The organism is Burkholderia sp. SR8, from assembly GCF_052851275.1.
On record NZ_JAULUC010000006.1, the window covers coordinates 336,854 to 352,504 of the forward strand.

At 69.3% G+C, this 15,651-nt stretch carries 5 protein-coding genes; 3 read left to right on the forward strand and 2 right to left on the reverse strand.

From position 1 onward, the window contains the following. Positions 1-33: 33 nt before the first annotated feature. Positions 34-12,378: an LWXIA domain-containing protein gene (locus Q3A80_RS10600; protein ID WP_446328996.1), complete on the reverse strand. Its 12,345-nt coding sequence runs from the start codon at positions 12,376-12,378 to the stop codon at positions 34-36. A gap of 201 nt (positions 12,379-12,579) precedes the next feature. Between Q3A80_RS10600 and Q3A80_RS10605 the strand changes: the two genes are divergently transcribed. The 3 genes from Q3A80_RS10605 to pal all read left to right on the forward strand — a co-directional run bounded on the left by Q3A80_RS10605 (position 12,580) and on the right by pal (position 15,168). Then, a complete protein-coding gene (locus tag Q3A80_RS10605; protein WP_446328997.1) occupies positions 12,580-13,173 on the forward strand; it encodes a hypothetical protein in 594 nt (197 codons plus the stop codon). After that, on the forward strand, positions 13,155-14,411 hold the full coding sequence (locus tag Q3A80_RS10610; RefSeq protein WP_446328998.1) for a porin: 1,257 nt from the start codon (positions 13,155-13,157) through the stop codon (positions 14,409-14,411). The genes Q3A80_RS10605 and Q3A80_RS10610 overlap by 19 nt, the downstream gene beginning before the upstream one ends. 265 nt (positions 14,412-14,676) lie before the next feature. Further along, positions 14,677-15,168, forward strand: coding sequence for a peptidoglycan-associated lipoprotein Pal (gene pal, locus Q3A80_RS10615; RefSeq protein WP_446328999.1), 492 nt, complete (start codon positions 14,677-14,679; stop codon positions 15,166-15,168). A 158-nt stretch (positions 15,169-15,326) separates the two neighbouring features. On the opposite strand, the gene Q3A80_RS10620 is transcribed toward pal, so the two are convergent. Further along, positions 15,327-15,482, reverse strand: a complete 156-nt coding sequence (locus Q3A80_RS10620) for a hypothetical protein (protein WP_446329000.1) — start codon at positions 15,480-15,482, stop codon at positions 15,327-15,329. Positions 15,483-15,651 lie beyond the last annotated feature (169 nt).

A 15,651-nucleotide genomic window follows, 5' to 3' on the forward strand; every position in this document is an offset into this window, starting at 1 on the left:
CCCCAACCTCCGCTGGCGCCCCCGTTCCCCCTCTCACCCGACGATGACCTGCTGCCCCGGATCGATCTCGCCGGGGTGGCCCGCCAGATTCCGGTTCAGCTGCAGGATCTCGTTGAATGCCGCGCTGATCCGCTGGCCGTCCGACATCCGTTGCCGTTCGTCGGTCGGCACGTGCGCCGCGTCGAGCAGCGATCCTTCGTGATCTTCCGCGATCGTCCACAGCGAATTGCCGGCCACGACGTTGACCGTCAGCGGCGTGGGCGTCGGTGTCGGCGTCGCGCTCGGTGAACCCGTCGAAGGCTGGGCCGGTTGCGATGGCGTAGCCGACGGCTTCGCCGCCGCAGTCGGTGACGCAGATGCGCCCGGCTGTGTCGTCGTCGTCGTGGGTGTCGGTGCGAGCGACGCGCTGGTCGAACCGGAAGGGGTCGGCTTCGGCGTCGCGCCGGAGCCCGGCTTCTTGTCCTTCTCGTCCGACCCGGTGAATGCCGCAATCAGCCCGTACCCCTGCGTGATCGCGAAGATCCCCACCGGCAGCAACGCGATGCCGGTCGGCAGGCGCGCCATCCAAGGCGTCGCGTTCGGGAATTGCGAATGCAGCCGCCCGGCGCCCAGCAGCGCGCCGGACATCGCACCGAGCACGCCGGTCATCCCGTCGCCGAACGTATGCGCGGCTATCGCGCCGTGGATGCCGGTAGTCAGACTCACGGCCGACGTCACGTAGTCGCCGGTCGCGCTCGCGATCCGCGCGAGTTGACTGCGATTCTCCGCATTCACGCCGCGCGCACCGCCTTTGTAGACGATCCCGGTAGACACGGCGCTGATGATCCCGCCCACGGCCTGCCCGCCGGCCAGCCAGTTGCCCTGCAGGAACTTGAATCCGTTGATCGTGATCGTGCCGCCGTAACCGCCGAGCGCGAACAGCCGCCCGACCCGGCCGACCGAATGCCGCGGGCTGCCGCGGTGCAACAGCTTCAGCGACGTCCCGCCGACCACGCCCTGCATCTGTCCGAGCATGTCGTCCGCGATGGCCTTCAGGTGCGTCACGGTCTCGTCGAACGTCAGCGTCCCCTCTTCGTTCAGCGCGCGCAATTGCGCGGCTGCGGCCTTGCCTTCGTGCGCGATCTGCTCGAGCTGCGTGCCGCGCCCGTCGACGTCGAAGCCGTTCGCCTTGAGCTGTTTCTGCAGCCCGCGCACGAGCCGGTCGACGACGTGATCGAACACGCGCGGATCGGCATTCTTCAGGCTCGCGACCGCGCCGTGATGCAGCGCCTGGAACACGCGACCGACCCGCAGGCCGGCGTACAGCGAATTGGACGCGGTGCGCACGAGCTCATTGCCGGTCGCGACGACCACGCCCCCGGCGGCCGCGCCGGTCACCGTGGCGCCGCCGATTTCGCGGGCGATCCGCTTTCCGGACGGCGGCGGCCGGTGGGGGCCGATCGGCTCGTCGTGCACGCGCAGTGCATGCAGTTCGGCCTGCGCTCGCGCCGCATCGGGAATCTCCACGTTGGCGACCTGCGCGGTCTCCCGGCGGCTCGTACCGATCGGCTTGGTGCCGTCGTTGATCAGTGCGGGATCGTGCACGACCGCACTCCAGTGCTCGAGCGGATCCGCGGCAGACGGCCGAGCGCGCGTGATCACGCGATCGGGCACGCCGTCGCCGTATTTCCCGAGCCAGCGCCCGGCGAACGCGCGTGCGAGCTTCTGCGTCTTGCCATGCGGCTCGTTGCCATCGCCCTTCCAGTACTCCGTCGCATGCTCGATGGTCGCCTTGCGCGCCTGGTTCAGCCACACGGTCGTGTTGCCTTCGTAGAGCTTCTGGCGCAGTCCGGCGATCTCCGCGGGCGTCATCCCGTCCGCAGCGCCGATCCGTTCGACTTCCGCGAACAGCAGCTGATGCTGGTTCGCGAGCGTCTGCCGGTCGACACGCTCGAACACGCGGGTAAGTGCATCGGCGCCGTGCAGGCGATTGATGATCGCGGGATTCTTGCGGTTCTCGACGATCAGTTTGGCGAGCGCGCCGGTCAGGTCCTGGTTGCCGATGAAGTCGGCGCCGTGCGTGCCGAGCGACAGCCCGACGTGCACCCATTCGAGCCCTTCGCGCTCGAGCACCGCGCGCAGCAGCTTCTCGTGCCCCGCGCCCGGCACCGATTCCGGCACCGCATCCCAGCCGTGGAACGTGACCATCACGTTCGGCGCGGTCTTGCCGGGATTCGCGTTCGACCACTTCTCGAGCGCCGTCATGACCCTCACGTAGTCGTGGTAGGCGTCGTTGGTGCCGGACTGGTACCGGTAGTCGGTGCCCGACACGAGCGCGCGCGACGGCGCGGTTTCGAGCCGGATCGCGAAGCCGGTGCGCGCCGCTTCGTCGAGCCACGCATGCAGGTGCGCGAGATGGTCGAGCGCGAGCGCCTTCCCGTCCGTGCCGGGCGCGGGATGGATGACGCCGTTCTCGCCGTCGAACACGGCGTTCTTCTGGTCGCCGAGCGCCTTCACCGCGCGCAGGAAGTCCGGATCATGCGCCTTGCCGAGTACGGCCGCGAGCAGATGCGGATCGACCACGAGCGTCACGACGGGCGTCACGCCGCCGTATTGCTCGACCATCTTGCGCATCAGCACCGGATCGTCGCTCAGCGACAGCGAACGCGCCATCGGCACCATGCGATCCTGCAACGCCGGGTCCGAGCGCGTGAAGAACTGCTGAATCCGGTGATCGGCGACGGTCGCCGCGCCGAACTTCCGCGTGCGCGCGCGCAGCTTGCCCGGCACCGGCAAGAAGCGCGACGCGGACGTCGACACGTCGCGCCCGACATACAGACGGTTGAGCAGCGTGCGCCACATGCCCGGGTCGACCATCACGGCCTGCGGCTCGCCCTTCAGCACGAGCTTGACCTTGCCGGCGCGCTGCGCCTGCTTGTTATAGGCCTCGATCTGATCGTGCGTCGGGAAATACTGCTCGGTCTTCGCCGCACCGTTGCGCAGGTTGAACGCGACGACGGTCGACGACGACAGCCCCGGCTGGTACGGCTCGATCGACAGCGGCTCCGGCGCGGTACTGGCGTGCCGCAAGCGATGCAGGTCGGCGCGCACCTCGTTGTAACGGTTCCGCGTCCGCGCAGCGAGTGCGCGGAACGGCGCCGACGACTGACCGCGCGCCTCCGCATCGGTCAGTTGCTCGCGCAGCGCCTTCTCGCGCGCCTGCAGCGCGGCGATGCGGGTCGGCCTCGCGCTGCGCAGGAACTCGCGCGGCCGCAACTGCGTGAGCAGGAAATGCATGTCCGTGCCGAAGCGATCGTTGCCGATCGGCATTTCATCGAGGGGCACGCCCTGATGACGCAGGTTGTTCACGTGCCGGATCTCGTCGAACCAGCGCATCTCGCCGTTGCGCGCCGCGATCACGCCGAGCGGATTACCGAGCGCTTCGCCCACTGCGCCGTCCGTCTTGAACACGTAGATCACGTGGTGATTGCCGTCGACCGCGCCGTTGCGAATCGCCGTCAGCAGATGCGGCACGCTGTTGCCGCTGAAGTCTACGGCGTTGAGTACGGACTTGTCCGACGGCAACAGGTGCGGATCGACCGGCAACCGCGCCCCCGCTTCGCTCGCGCCGCCCTGCGCCGCTGGCGTCAGCGGCCGGCGCAGCGGCACCCTCGACTGGAACACGTCGCCGAGCGTCCGGCGCGGCGGCTTCTCCACCTCGGCGGGATCCTTCGCCGGCTGGAAGCCGCCGATTCGGTCGACGGTCTCGGGCTTCACGTCGCTGACGACGAACCGGATGCCACGCCGCGGCGAGCGCAGCACCGGAATGCCGCCGCGGCGGCGACGCCGGAACACCGTGCGCAGATCCTGTTCGGGGACCTCGGTATCGCCGAGCGGCGCCTTTTCGTAATACTTCCATTCGTGGTTCGTGTTGCGCTCCGCGTAGCCGAGCACCTTGCCGGTCTCCTCCTCGACGACATGAATCCAGCGCCGTTCCCCCTCGACCGCAGCCACGGCCTGACGCGGCCGCTTGAATCCCGGCGCGTCGCGCAGTTTCACGACGTCGGCGGCAAGCGCGGTGTCGACCGGATGGCCCGACGCGCTCACCGACCACGACGACTTGCCGTCCCGCGTCTCGATCTTCGACGCGCCGCCGAACTGCATCAGCTCGTCGTGCGCGACCGGCGACACGTAGAAATCGAACGCCCGGCGTGCCGTGCGCCCGCTGGCTCCCGTTTTCACGAGCGCCTTGCGTAGCGCCTTCGGCACGCGCGAGCCGTCCAGCATTCGCACCGGGCCGAGCACGCCATGCTCGTCCGTCTCGAGCACCGCGACGAACGCCGGCGCCGCGTGTTCGCCGTCGGCGGCCGGCGCGTCGGTGTGCTCGGTAATCAGCACGTGCGCGTTGGGGCCGAGCTTGCGCCCGAGGCCGTCCAGTGTCGGCGCGTGCCGGCCGTCGACGCGCGTGAGCGTGCGCCGGCCGAGGCTGTCGAGCCACGTCGCGGCAATCGCCTGCGGATCGGCCGCTTCGGCCGCCGTCGACGGTTGCGGCACCGCCGGCGGATTCGCGTGTACGGAGGCGGACGCAGGCGTCGCCGCACCGGACGGTTCGCCGGCCGGACTTGCAAGGCGGCCGGCGGCGGGGCCCGCCGGGCCGATCGTCGGCCAGGTCGGGCGGCCGTCGCTCGCGCCGACCGCACGCGCGCCGCCGGCATGCACGGCCGCATAGCCTTCCGGCAATCCCGACCGGTCGATGCCGACGAGCCGGTATGACACGTCGCCGGTCGCCGGGTCGCGGGTTCGCACGACATACATGTCGACACCGGCCGGCTTGTACAGCTCGCCGCCGTCGGGCGTGGCGATGCGCAGCGCGCGGCCCGGATCGTGACCGAGCGCCGACAGCAGCGCGACGTCGGCCGGTGCCGCAGCGTCGACGGCCGCGAGGTTCGCGGCGGCACTGGCCGCGACGCGTTCCTGCGGCGTCAGATCGGGCTGTGCGAACGCGGTGCCGTCCGGCAACGCTTCGGTCGGCACGTACGCGTGGTTGCGCGGGCCGGTATGCGCGTTGTCGAGCGCCTGGCCGAGTTCGCCGTGCGTGACCGTCCGCGCGCCTTCCGGCAACGCGAGCCTCGCCTCGACCGGCGTGCGGCCCGGCGCATGCGCCGCGCCGGCCGTCGATGCGTCCGGCACCGTGCCGCTGAACCGGAACCAGCCCGCCTCGGGGTCGAGCGCACCGAAATCGGTGCCGCTGCCGAGCACGACGGGGCCGTCGTGCGTCACGAACTCGACACGCAGGTCGGTCAGGCCGGCCGCATGGAAGGCCTGCATCACGTCGTCGATTACGCGGGTCGGTTCGGCTTCGTCGAGGAAATAGCCGGGCCAGCGCTGGCTCACCGTGCCGCCCGGCTGCGTCACGCGCGCCGCGTCGCCGATCACGCCGGGCCGGTCGGCCAACGCCGTGCGGAACGGATGGTCGAGCGTGACCGATTCGAACGTGTCGTCGGGAATCGCGGTGAAGTCGTACTCGGGATCGGCGAACGTCGGATCGGCCACGCGCGGCACGGTAGGCCGCGGCGGCGACTCGCCGAGCGGGCGCGACGCGTTGCCGGCGGGGCCGGGAGCTGTTTGCGCGTCGCGTACCGCGGGCAGCGCCGGGCGGCCTGCGCGCGCCGGGTCGCCGCGGAAACTTTGCATCGGCAGACGATCCTTGTCGACCTGGCCCGTCAGTCGCGTGCCGCGTACGGTGGTCGACCCGTCGGGTTCGACGAGCAGGATGTCCGGCGGCGCCCAGACCGACGTCGGCCGCCCCGTCAGCTCGGACAGCCGCTGCGCGAGCGCTGCGGCGAAGGTGGTACTGGCCGCGCGCACCTGGCCGGGCGCGACGCGCAGCGGATCGTGCTTGTTCGATCCGCCGAAGCACGAATACAGCGTGACGTCCTGCCCCGCTTCGAGATGCGGCGCGACGCGCTCGGCGACCTCGTCCGGCGTGAGCGGCCGGCCGTCGGGGCCGAGCATCGCGTCGGCCGAGATCCCGTGGCCGAACACCACGTGATGACCGGGCGGCGACATCAGCCCGCGCGCGCCGACCGAATGCAGCGGATCGTCGGCGGGCATCAGCAGCGTATCGGCCGGGCGCAGGAATTCGGGATGCTGCGTCGCGTCGATGCCCGTCACGTCGTCGAATCCGGGCTGCAGCACCGACTGACCGTGAATCGTCGTCGTGACGACGCCGCCGTCGGCGATCCTGCGGTCGGTATAGACGCGGCTCGCCTTCGGATAGATCTTCTCCGTCTTGCCCGACAGGCCGTCGTCGGCCTGGGCTTCGGCGGCCTGCTCGGCACGCGCGACCCACTCGTCCGCCGTGTAGACTTGGTCGGGCGCGACCTCGACGAGCGGGGTCGGCTCGTATACCGGCGGTTCGCCTGCGTCCGGCTCGGGGGCGAGCCGCGGATGCGCGGGCCCGGCCGATGGCGCGCCCGGCCGTCCGGTATTGCCGGGCGCACCGTCCGCGGCGCGCCGGCCGCTGTCTCCGTGCGGATCGATCCCGGCTTCGATCGGACGCACCGGCTCGACCGGCGCATCCGCATGGACGGGCCCATGCGCCGCCGGTCCGCCGCGTTGCGCGAACACCATCGGCGGGTCGCTCGCGTCGGGCGCCTCGGGTACGTGCAGATAGAGCCGCGTTCCGACGTCGGGATCGTGAGCCGGCACCTTGATCGAGCCGTCGAGCGGATACAGTTCCAGTGCCCCGGTGCCGCGCACCGAGTTGGATGCGATCGACGCGATCACGGGCACCTGCAGCTCGTACGCGAGTTCCTGCGCGAACGAATAGCCGCCGGCGCCGAGATAGCAGCCCGTCAGCAGCACGCCGTTGCCTTCCGTATACGCCGGATCGTCGAGCAGCGCCCGCGCGAATTGCCGCGGCGACATCGTCTTGCCGCCTTGTGTGATCGCAGCCGCGCTGTCGAGGCTCACGTCGCGCGGCTGCGTGCCGTGCGACTCGGCGATGTCGAAACCCGACACCTTCAGGAACTGGCGTGCGGTCGCATGACCGAGCAGGTTCACGACGCTCGTGCCCGGCACGGGCCGCAGCTCCAGCGGATTGATCCGGATCGGCTGCGCGCCGCCCGGCGAGAACTTGCCGTTCACGTCGGGCTCGATCTCGAAGCGCGCGAGCCGGCGGTGCGGATTGGGCAGCGCACGGTGCCATCCGGCCGCGTCGTCGTCGCCGAGCCGGCCGAACACCGGCGCCTGGATCAAGTCCGCGAATTCCTGCAGCAATGCGGGATCGGCGCCGCTGCGCGGCCCGTCGAGCGCAATCGGCGTACCGGGCGTATAGCCTTTCCACGCCAGCGCTTCGAGCGCATGCGTCATCTCGAGCGCGCTGGCCGCACGGCCGCTGCGCGGATTGATGATCGACCCGCGTCTTGTCAGCATGCGCCACACGTACACGCCGATGGGCACGCGCGCGTCGCCTGTGGCCCCGCGGCCGCCCCACCGGTTCGACACCGGCCGCGGCGCGACGCTGCTCCAGTCGACCGGATGCGCACCCTGATCGATCACCGCCAGCGCCGGCGAGAACCGGTAGGTGCGCGGCCCGCTGCTGACCGAATGGTCGGGCACGCCGGCCTGGTTGGGCGCGCCGGGCTCGATCAGGATGCCGCTCGTATAGCCGGAATCCGGGGAGCCGTCGGTGCGATAGCGCGGCGAGCGCCACGCGACGAAGCCGCTCGCGCCGTACACGTCGACGCCCAGCACGTTCGCGAGCAATTGCGCGAGCGGACTCACGCGCGTGCCGGCGCCGCACGCATACAGGATCACCGGCGACTTGCCGTCCCAGCCGCTCTGGCGAATCATCTCGGCCAGGTCGTCGGCGCTCATCGCCTTGCCGGTCGCGCTCGCGAACGCATCGGCCCACGCGTGCGCATATACCGCGAAGTACCCGGGCGGCACCGGCATCAGCGGCCGCTCGCCCGGCGGCAGCCGGTTCTCCGGCTGGATCGCGTTGTCCGAATAGATCGCTAGATCGGCCTCGCGGCGCGGATACGCGGCCCACTGCGTTTCGCTCATGCCGAACGGCGCGTTGATCACGTCGACGCGCCGGCCGTCCTCGCTGCGGATCAGCGGCTTCTGCGGATCGAAGCCGCGCGGATACGCCACGCGCAGCGTGCGGTCGTACGCATCGTTCATCGACAGCATGAACGCATCGCCGGCGTCGGTCAGCCCGACATGGCCGACGACCGCTTCCGGCGGCACCGTGCCGTCCGCGGCGAGCGCCCGCTGGTCGACCAGTGCGATCCGGTAGCGGCCGCCCGCGACGCCGTCGGCGCCGACCATCAGCGCATCGTGATACGTCGCGTAGCGCGTCACGCCGATCGTGCCGTCCTCGTCCGCCGCGACGGCCGGGCGCGCCTGCGCATCGTCGACGGCTTTCGCGCGGCGCTCGTCCGCCTTCGCCGCGCTCATGTCCTTCAGCAGGTCGCCCTTGGCGGTCGCGGGCAGGCCGTCTTCCTCCGGATTGCGCACGTTGCCTTCGGCGTCCTCCAGCGCGTAGACGTAGTACTCGACGTCCTCGAGCCGATTGCCGCTCTCGATGATCCGCCCGACCACCTCGCTCAATATTGCCGGGTCGGCCGCGATATGCGCGGGAATCTCCCACGATGCAGGATGTGCGCCGTTGGCCGGCACACCGGCTTCGGCAGGCGACGCGCCGTCGCCTGTCAGCGCGTCGGCAGCGGCAGGCGTGGCCACGCCGTCGACCGGTTCGCCGTCGGGCGCGAGCCGCAGCGCGATCGCATCGCCATCCGGCGTGCCCTGCATGCGGCGCGCACGCAGCCATGCGGCGACGCGCGCCCGCAGCCCCTTGTCGGCCGGAGCAACCGCGCCGCCTTCGTCGGCCGGTTCGCCGAAACTGGCCGCCTGTTCCTCCGCGTGCTGCCACGGGTTGCCGATCTCGCCGACCGCGAGACGCTGGTTCGCGAGCCCGTTGCCGTACAGCGTGTCGACGACGTTGATCGCGACCGGCCTCGGCATCGTCGTCGGTGCGGGCGTCTTCGTGATCGCGCGGATCGGCCGCTCCATCAGCGTGTGGGAGCCCAGGCCCATCTGCGCGACGCCGATGCCGAGGTTCAGCAGTTGCTGCGCGCGATCGGAGTCGGACATCGCATCCCAGTTCTTGACCAGCGACACGCCCTGATCGGCCATCTGGTAGCCGCCGATCACACCGCCCGTGACGTTGAACATGCCGGCCGTGCGGCCCGTCGTCTGCGCGAGCGACTGGAACGCATCGGCTTCCTGTGCGAACCGGCCGAGACCGGCGACGTCGGCCGTCACGCCCTCGCCGCGCGACGCCAGCGTGATCATGTCCGACACCTGCCCGGTCGTGCGCAGCAGCGACGACGCTTCCGCAAGCGACTTCGCTGCCATGCCGAGCCCCCCGCCCGCGAAACCCGCGCCGCTGCCGATCAGGCTGATCCAGTCGCCGCGCGCCTGCGCGTTGCCGAAGCTGATCGACTGCCCGTGGTCGCTCAGGTTCTTCAGGTCGCCGATCGCGGCCGTCGCGCCGACGGCCATGCCCGCGCCGATCGCCGTCCACGCGGCGCCGAGCAGTGCGCCGCCCGCCGGCGCGGCGATACCGCTCGCGACCAGCACGACACCGCCGGCCGCGGCGAGAATGCCGGTGCCGATTTCGAGGACGTGTTCGACGTGCTGATACCACTCCGTCTTGTGTGCGTCGATCGACTCGTATTGCGACAGGTCGCCGGACGCCGCGTCGCTCGTGAGGCTCTTCGGCACGTACAGCTTGCCGTCGTCGGACAGCGCGTTGTTGTGCTGGTAGTTGTCGACGCTGTCGTACTGCCAGCCGCGATCGTCGATCAGCTTGTACTGGTCCGGATGGCCTTCGACCTGCACCTTGAACAGCGCGCTCGGCGCGGTGCCCGACTCCTTCGACACGTAGTAGATCGGCACCAGCGACACCACCGCATGATCGCCGCCGACCTTGCGGATCTGGTCGACCACGGCCTGGATCATCTGTGTCGCGGCCGAGTTCTGCGCGTACAGCGACCGGCTGTTGACGGCGGTGCCGTTCTGCAGCTGCCCGTTGCTCACGATCAGTTGCTCGAGCAGCGCCATCGACGGCACGTCGTTCCGGTCAGTCGGCACCGCACCCGGATCGTCCGGCTGAATCCCGAGCCCCGCGCCGACGAAGTTCTTCAACTGGTCGGAATCGGTCGTGAACGTGTAGGACTTGTCGCCGAGGTTCTTCTGGAAGTCGTCGAAATACGCTTTCAGCTGCTTGTCGGGATCGGTCTGGAACAGCTTGTAGCTGGCGCTGGCGGCCGCCTTGTTCTGCTTGTTCTGCGCACTCTTCGTGCCCTGGTCGTAACGCAGCTGGAAGTCGTTCGCGAAGCCTGCGCGGAACCGGTCGTCGTTCTGCATCTTCGACAGCAGCGCCTTCGACAACGCCGGATCGACACCCGACGACAGTGCCTGGCGCACGCTGTCGAACCCGTAGCCGGCATCGCTGCCGCGCAGCGTGTAGATCAGCGTCTTCGCGTTGCCGTTGGCGTCGAGCAGCCAGTTCGCGACGTCGTCCGCGCGATCCACGGGCACGCCGCTCGCGGTCGGCTGCTGGTCGGCGAGCCCGACCGCCGTACTGAGGCCCTTGTAGAATTCGATGCCGTCGCCGTACGGCTGCGGCGTGCCCGTGTTCGATTGCGTCCACTTGTTGCCGAAATCCTTCTCGACGGTGTCGAGCACGACGCCCGCGAATTCGGGCGGGGCGTTCGCGAGGATGTCCTGCATCCACTTGCCGACCTTGTCGGCGTTCATCCGGCCGTCGACGCGCGCCTGCATGCTGGCCTGGTCCGTGGCCCGCGAATCCGGCTTCTGCATCAGCGGATCGATCTGCGAATGGATGAACTTCGCATCGAAATGCGGCTGGCCGGCCTGCGTCCATAGCGCCTGGCGCTCGTCCAGCGAGAACGACGCATCCATGTTGGTCTTCAGCACCTGCAGCGCCGCGCCCGGGTCGCCGCCGGGGCCCTGCATCAGCTGCGTGACCTGTTGCTTCGTGTACTGCAGCCGCACGTCGGGCGCGGCCGCGAGCAACGTCTGGACCTGCTGATAACCGGGATTGTTCTTCTGCGCCTGAGCCTGCGCCATCGCATACGCGAACACGCCGCCCGCCTGGTCGATCTTCGCGTTCAGCGCCTTCGCGTCCGCATCGCTCATACCGTTCGTGCTGACGTTGACGACCGTCATCTTCACGAACGCTTCGGCAAGCGGATTCTGCTGCGCGAGCGCCTTCTCCTGAGGCGACAGTTTCGGGTCGTTCGGATCGACGCTCACGCCGGTGTCCTGCATCAGCGCGAACGTGACGGGATCGGACTGCGCGAGCTGCTTCATCTGCGGCGACAGCGACGGGTCGTCGGGATTGATCGTCGCGATCGTGCGCTTGAGCTGGCTTTCCTCGCCCAGCGCGTCGACGAGGCCCGTGTACCACATGCCGTCGTGATTCTGCTTCACCGACGCGACGACCTGCTTCTGCTCGTCGGCCGTCACATAGGTCAACGCGGTGTCGTCGCCGCCCGTCACGACCTTGTCGTACTGGCTCTGCGCCTGAGACATTTCCCGCATGATGTCGGCTTCGTCGGCGCGCCGCGCGCCGCCAGGCTCCTTCTGCCATGCCGCGTAATCGGCCTTCGCGTCGTTCAGGCGCAGCGTCGCGGCCGACGTGCTGTATTCGTGCCGCAACGCGGTGGTGAGCGCCGTGTACGCGTTGTTCGCGTTCGCATCTGCCGTGGTGGCCGCCTGCCGAACCTGTGCGCCCGCTTCGGGATCGGCGCGCCGGATGCCGCCCGGCAGCGCGTTGTACTGTTGCACGTCGGCTTTCGCGGCCTGGTCGTCCTGCATCGCGAGCGCGAATTCGAACGCCTTCTCGCTGGTCGTCCGCTCGGGCGCCGATTCGGCCGATACCGCCTTTTGCGCGTCGTCGAGGACCGGGCCGAGCACAGGATCGTTCGGCGATGCATTGCGCAGATCCGCCGCTACGCCGGCGATCGCCTTGCTCGCGTCGCCGCCGCTGTCGGCCGCGAAACGCATCTGGTTCTCGACGGCGCCCTGCACCGCGCCCCATGCGGCTTCGGCCTTCTTTACCTGGTTGTCGAGATCGGCCTGCGACGCGCCCTGGTCGTGCAGACGCTTGAGTGTCGCCATCTCGGCCTGCGCGATCTTAAGCAGGCGCTGCGTCTCGGCCTGCGCGGCCGCGAGCGCCTTCTGCTCCGGCGTCTGGGCCGGCGGATTACTGCCGGCCCCGTTGCCGGGTGCCGGATCGTTGTCATTCTGCGGCTGCGGCACGCTGACCGGTCCGCCTCCGCCCACAGCCATCAACACCATGTCCGTTCTCCCGCGGCAAGCGCGACGCGCCGGCACAGCGGCAGGCGGGCCGCGCGCAATGATCCATTGTGCCGAACGCGCGCACGGGAAAAATCCGGGTGTTACGTAGTCGGCGGCCGACTTGCGGCAGTGCGGGGAGACGCATGCTACGAACATGCCGCCGCCAGCCGATCGATCGCCGTCAGCGGAAAAATTTGCTGATTGCCTCCGTGGACGTCATTAAATACCGGTGGCGCGGAATATGGATGGCGCGGCGCGCAGTGGGCCGCGCCGCAGATTGCGTTGTCAGGCGCTGCACGTTATCTGTCATACCTCGACACGAGCCGCGCGCATGGCGGCGTCGCATGGACGGCGCAATTCGCTGACGCCGCGTGCCGTCCCGACCCGCATGTTGCCGAATTCCGCGGCCGCGACGCGATCGTGTGCCTGCGCAACCAGCTCGCGTCGTGGCCGCGCGTAACCGTCCGGTTAAGGCCGACGCTCGCCGCGGACGTGCTCGCAGCCCGAAGCTCGCGCGAGTGCTTTTCGCGCAGCCTGTCGGCGCGGCGGGTTTCATGCGGCGTTGCCGCTCGTGCGCCGCCGATCCTCGACCGGCTGCGGTGCGACGCCGCGATTCGTCGCGATTCCCCGCAATTTCGCAGAGGACCTTTCCTGTGCAGCGCCTTAATCGGCCGTCGCTCGATCTCCAATAATGGCCGCTCGCTGCGTCGCGCCCGCGCGCAGACGCGCCCACGACCACCGGCGATCGGGCCGGAGACCAACGACAAGAAAATCCTATGCATTCCTGCGAAATAGACCGACACGCCCGCGCAACCGTCCGCACCGCGCGTTCCGCTTCACGCGCACGCCGCACGGGTACGGCCGCGGGGACGATCGTCGCCGCATGCGTCGCGGGGCTCGCGCCCGGCGTCGCAGACGCGCAAAGCAGCGTGACGCTGTACGGCCTGATCGACACGTCGATCACTTACGCGACCAACCAGCGCACGCAAGGCGCCGGTTCGCCGGGCAGCGGCAGCGTCGCGCTCACGAGCGGCGCGTTGAATGCATCGCGCTGGGGCCTGCGCGGCCGCGAGGATCTCGGTGGCGGAATGGCAGCCGTCTTCGCGCTCGAGAACGGCTTCTCGGGCACGACCGGCAAGCTGTCGCAGAAAGGCGTCGACATGTTCGGCCGCCAGGCGTGGATCGGCGTCAGTTCGCGCACGGCCGGCACGCTCACGTTCGGCCGCCAGTACGACCTGATCCTCGACTTCGTCACGCCGCTGGGCGCGTCGGGGCCCGGCTGGGGCGGCAATCTCGCGGTGCACCCATACGACAACGACGACTCGAACCGCAACCTGCGCATCAACCATGCGGTGAAATACACGAGCCCGGCGTATCGCGGGCTGACGTTCGGCGCGCTCTACGGGTTTTCGAACACGGCGGGCGCGTTCTCGAACAACGCCGTGTGGAGCGCGGGGCTCGGATATGCGAACGGGCCGCTGAAGCTCGGCGCCGGCTACCTGAAGATCAGCCGCGACCGCAACGCGCCGAACCCGGACGGCGCGCTGAGCACAGTCGACGGCTCGGCGACGATCACGGGCGGCAACCAGCAGATCTGGGCCGCGGCCGCCCGCTACGCGTTCGGCCTGCACTCGGTCGGCGCCGCGTGGTCGCACTCGGCCACCGACGGCGTGAGCGGCGTGCTCCAGGGCGGCGGCATCACGCCGCTGAAGGGCGAATCGCTGGTGTTCGACAACTTCACGGTCGACGGCCGCTTCTTCGTCACGCCGGCATTCAGCGTGTCGGCCGCATACACGTATACGATGGGCCGTTTCGACACGCGCACCGGCCAGACGCGCCCGAAATGGAACCACGTGGTCGCGCAGGCCGACTACGCGTTCTCGAAGCGTACGGATGCGTATCTCGAAGCCGTCTATCAAAGCGTGAGCGGCGGCAACGGCAATCCGGCGTTCAACGCGACCGTGTGGACGATGACGCCGTCCGCGAACGGCAATCAGGTCGTCGTCGCGCTGGGGTTGCGGCACAAGTTCTGACGATGCCGCAGCCGCGCAAGCAAGAACGCGCGCTGCGTGGTTTTTTCGCAAATAGATGGAGAAACTGGTCACGCTGTGACATTTTTCCTAATCTATTTGCAGCGGCGCCGTGATTCGGCGTTCCGGTCGAGACAATCTTTCATATCGCACGTCGCCGGCTTACGAAAGTGCGTCGCACACGCAGGCCGGCCCTTTCGTGCCACCTCGCCGGATATGTGCCGTGGCAGCTTGCACTTTCCACGCAGTCAACCGCAGGAGACGCACGATGAGCAAAACGAACCGATTGGCGGTCCTGGCAGTTTTCGCGCTACTGGCGGGTTGCCACCACGCGGCGAAAACACCCGAAAACGCGAACATGGCGCCGACGCCGTCGAGCGAAGCGGTTGCCACGGTCGCGGCCGACGATCTCAACAATCCGAACAGCCCGCTCGCGAAGCGCAGCGTCTATTTCGATTTCGACCAGTACTCGGTGAAGCCCGAATACCAGTCGCTGCTGCAGGCGCACGCCGATTATCTGCGCAGTCATCCGTCGCGGCACGTGCTGATCCAGGGCAACACCGACGAGCGCGGCACGTCCGAATACAACCTCGCGCTCGGTCAACGCCGGTCGCAGGCGGTGATGAGCGCGCTCGAAACACTGGGCGTGCAGGCGTCGCAACTCGAGGCGGTCAGCCTCGGCAAGGAAAAGCCGGTCGCACTCGGCCACGACGAGGAATCGTGGGCGCAGAACCGCCGCGCCGACCTCGTCTATCGTTGAACGGACGCCGCCGCGACGGCGGCATCGCAGCCACGCGTGATCCCTTTCCGTCATGCAGCGCGCAGCCGGGGCACACCGTTCGCCCCCGCTGCGCGCTCCGGCGTATCCGCATGCCGCCACGCCGCAAACGTGCGGCCGGCTCGGCACGACACGGACGCTCAATCGTATGACGATCGCGCCGGCGCACCGTCGGTCGCCCGGGCGCCGACGTTTGGCGCTTTGCGGTGAGCGCGGACGATCGTGTCGGGACGCACCACCGCGCTCCAATCCGAAAACGCCATGGAATAAACCGCCCGGCCGAAACGTTTCGTCATCGCGCGGCCTCCGGTTCCTGCGAACCGTGCTGCCGCGCGGCCTTCGCGGCGAAAGGAGCGTGAAATGAAATCGGCAAGATGGGCCGCGGCGCTGCTCGCGGCTGTGATGCTGGCGCTGTCGGCCGGATGTACGTCGTCGGGCGGCGGCGTATCGCAAGGAGCCGGCATG

What these genes read in the sequence shown, in the direction of transcription:
- Q3A80_RS10600 (WP_446328996.1), bottom strand. Translation starts at nt 12,378, where the DNA reads ATGGTGTTGATGGCTGTGGGCGGAGGCGGACCGGTCAGCGTGCCGCAG.
- pal (WP_446328999.1), top strand. Translation starts at nt 14,677, where the DNA reads ATGAGCAAAACGAACCGATTGGCGGTCCTGGCAGTTTTCGCGCTACTG.
- Q3A80_RS10610 (WP_446328998.1), top strand. Translation starts at nt 13,155, where the DNA reads ATGCATTCCTGCGAAATAGACCGACACGCCCGCGCAACCGTCCGCACC.
- Q3A80_RS10620 (WP_446329000.1), bottom strand. Translation starts at nt 15,482, where the DNA reads ATGACGAAACGTTTCGGCCGGGCGGTTTATTCCATGGCGTTTTCGGAT.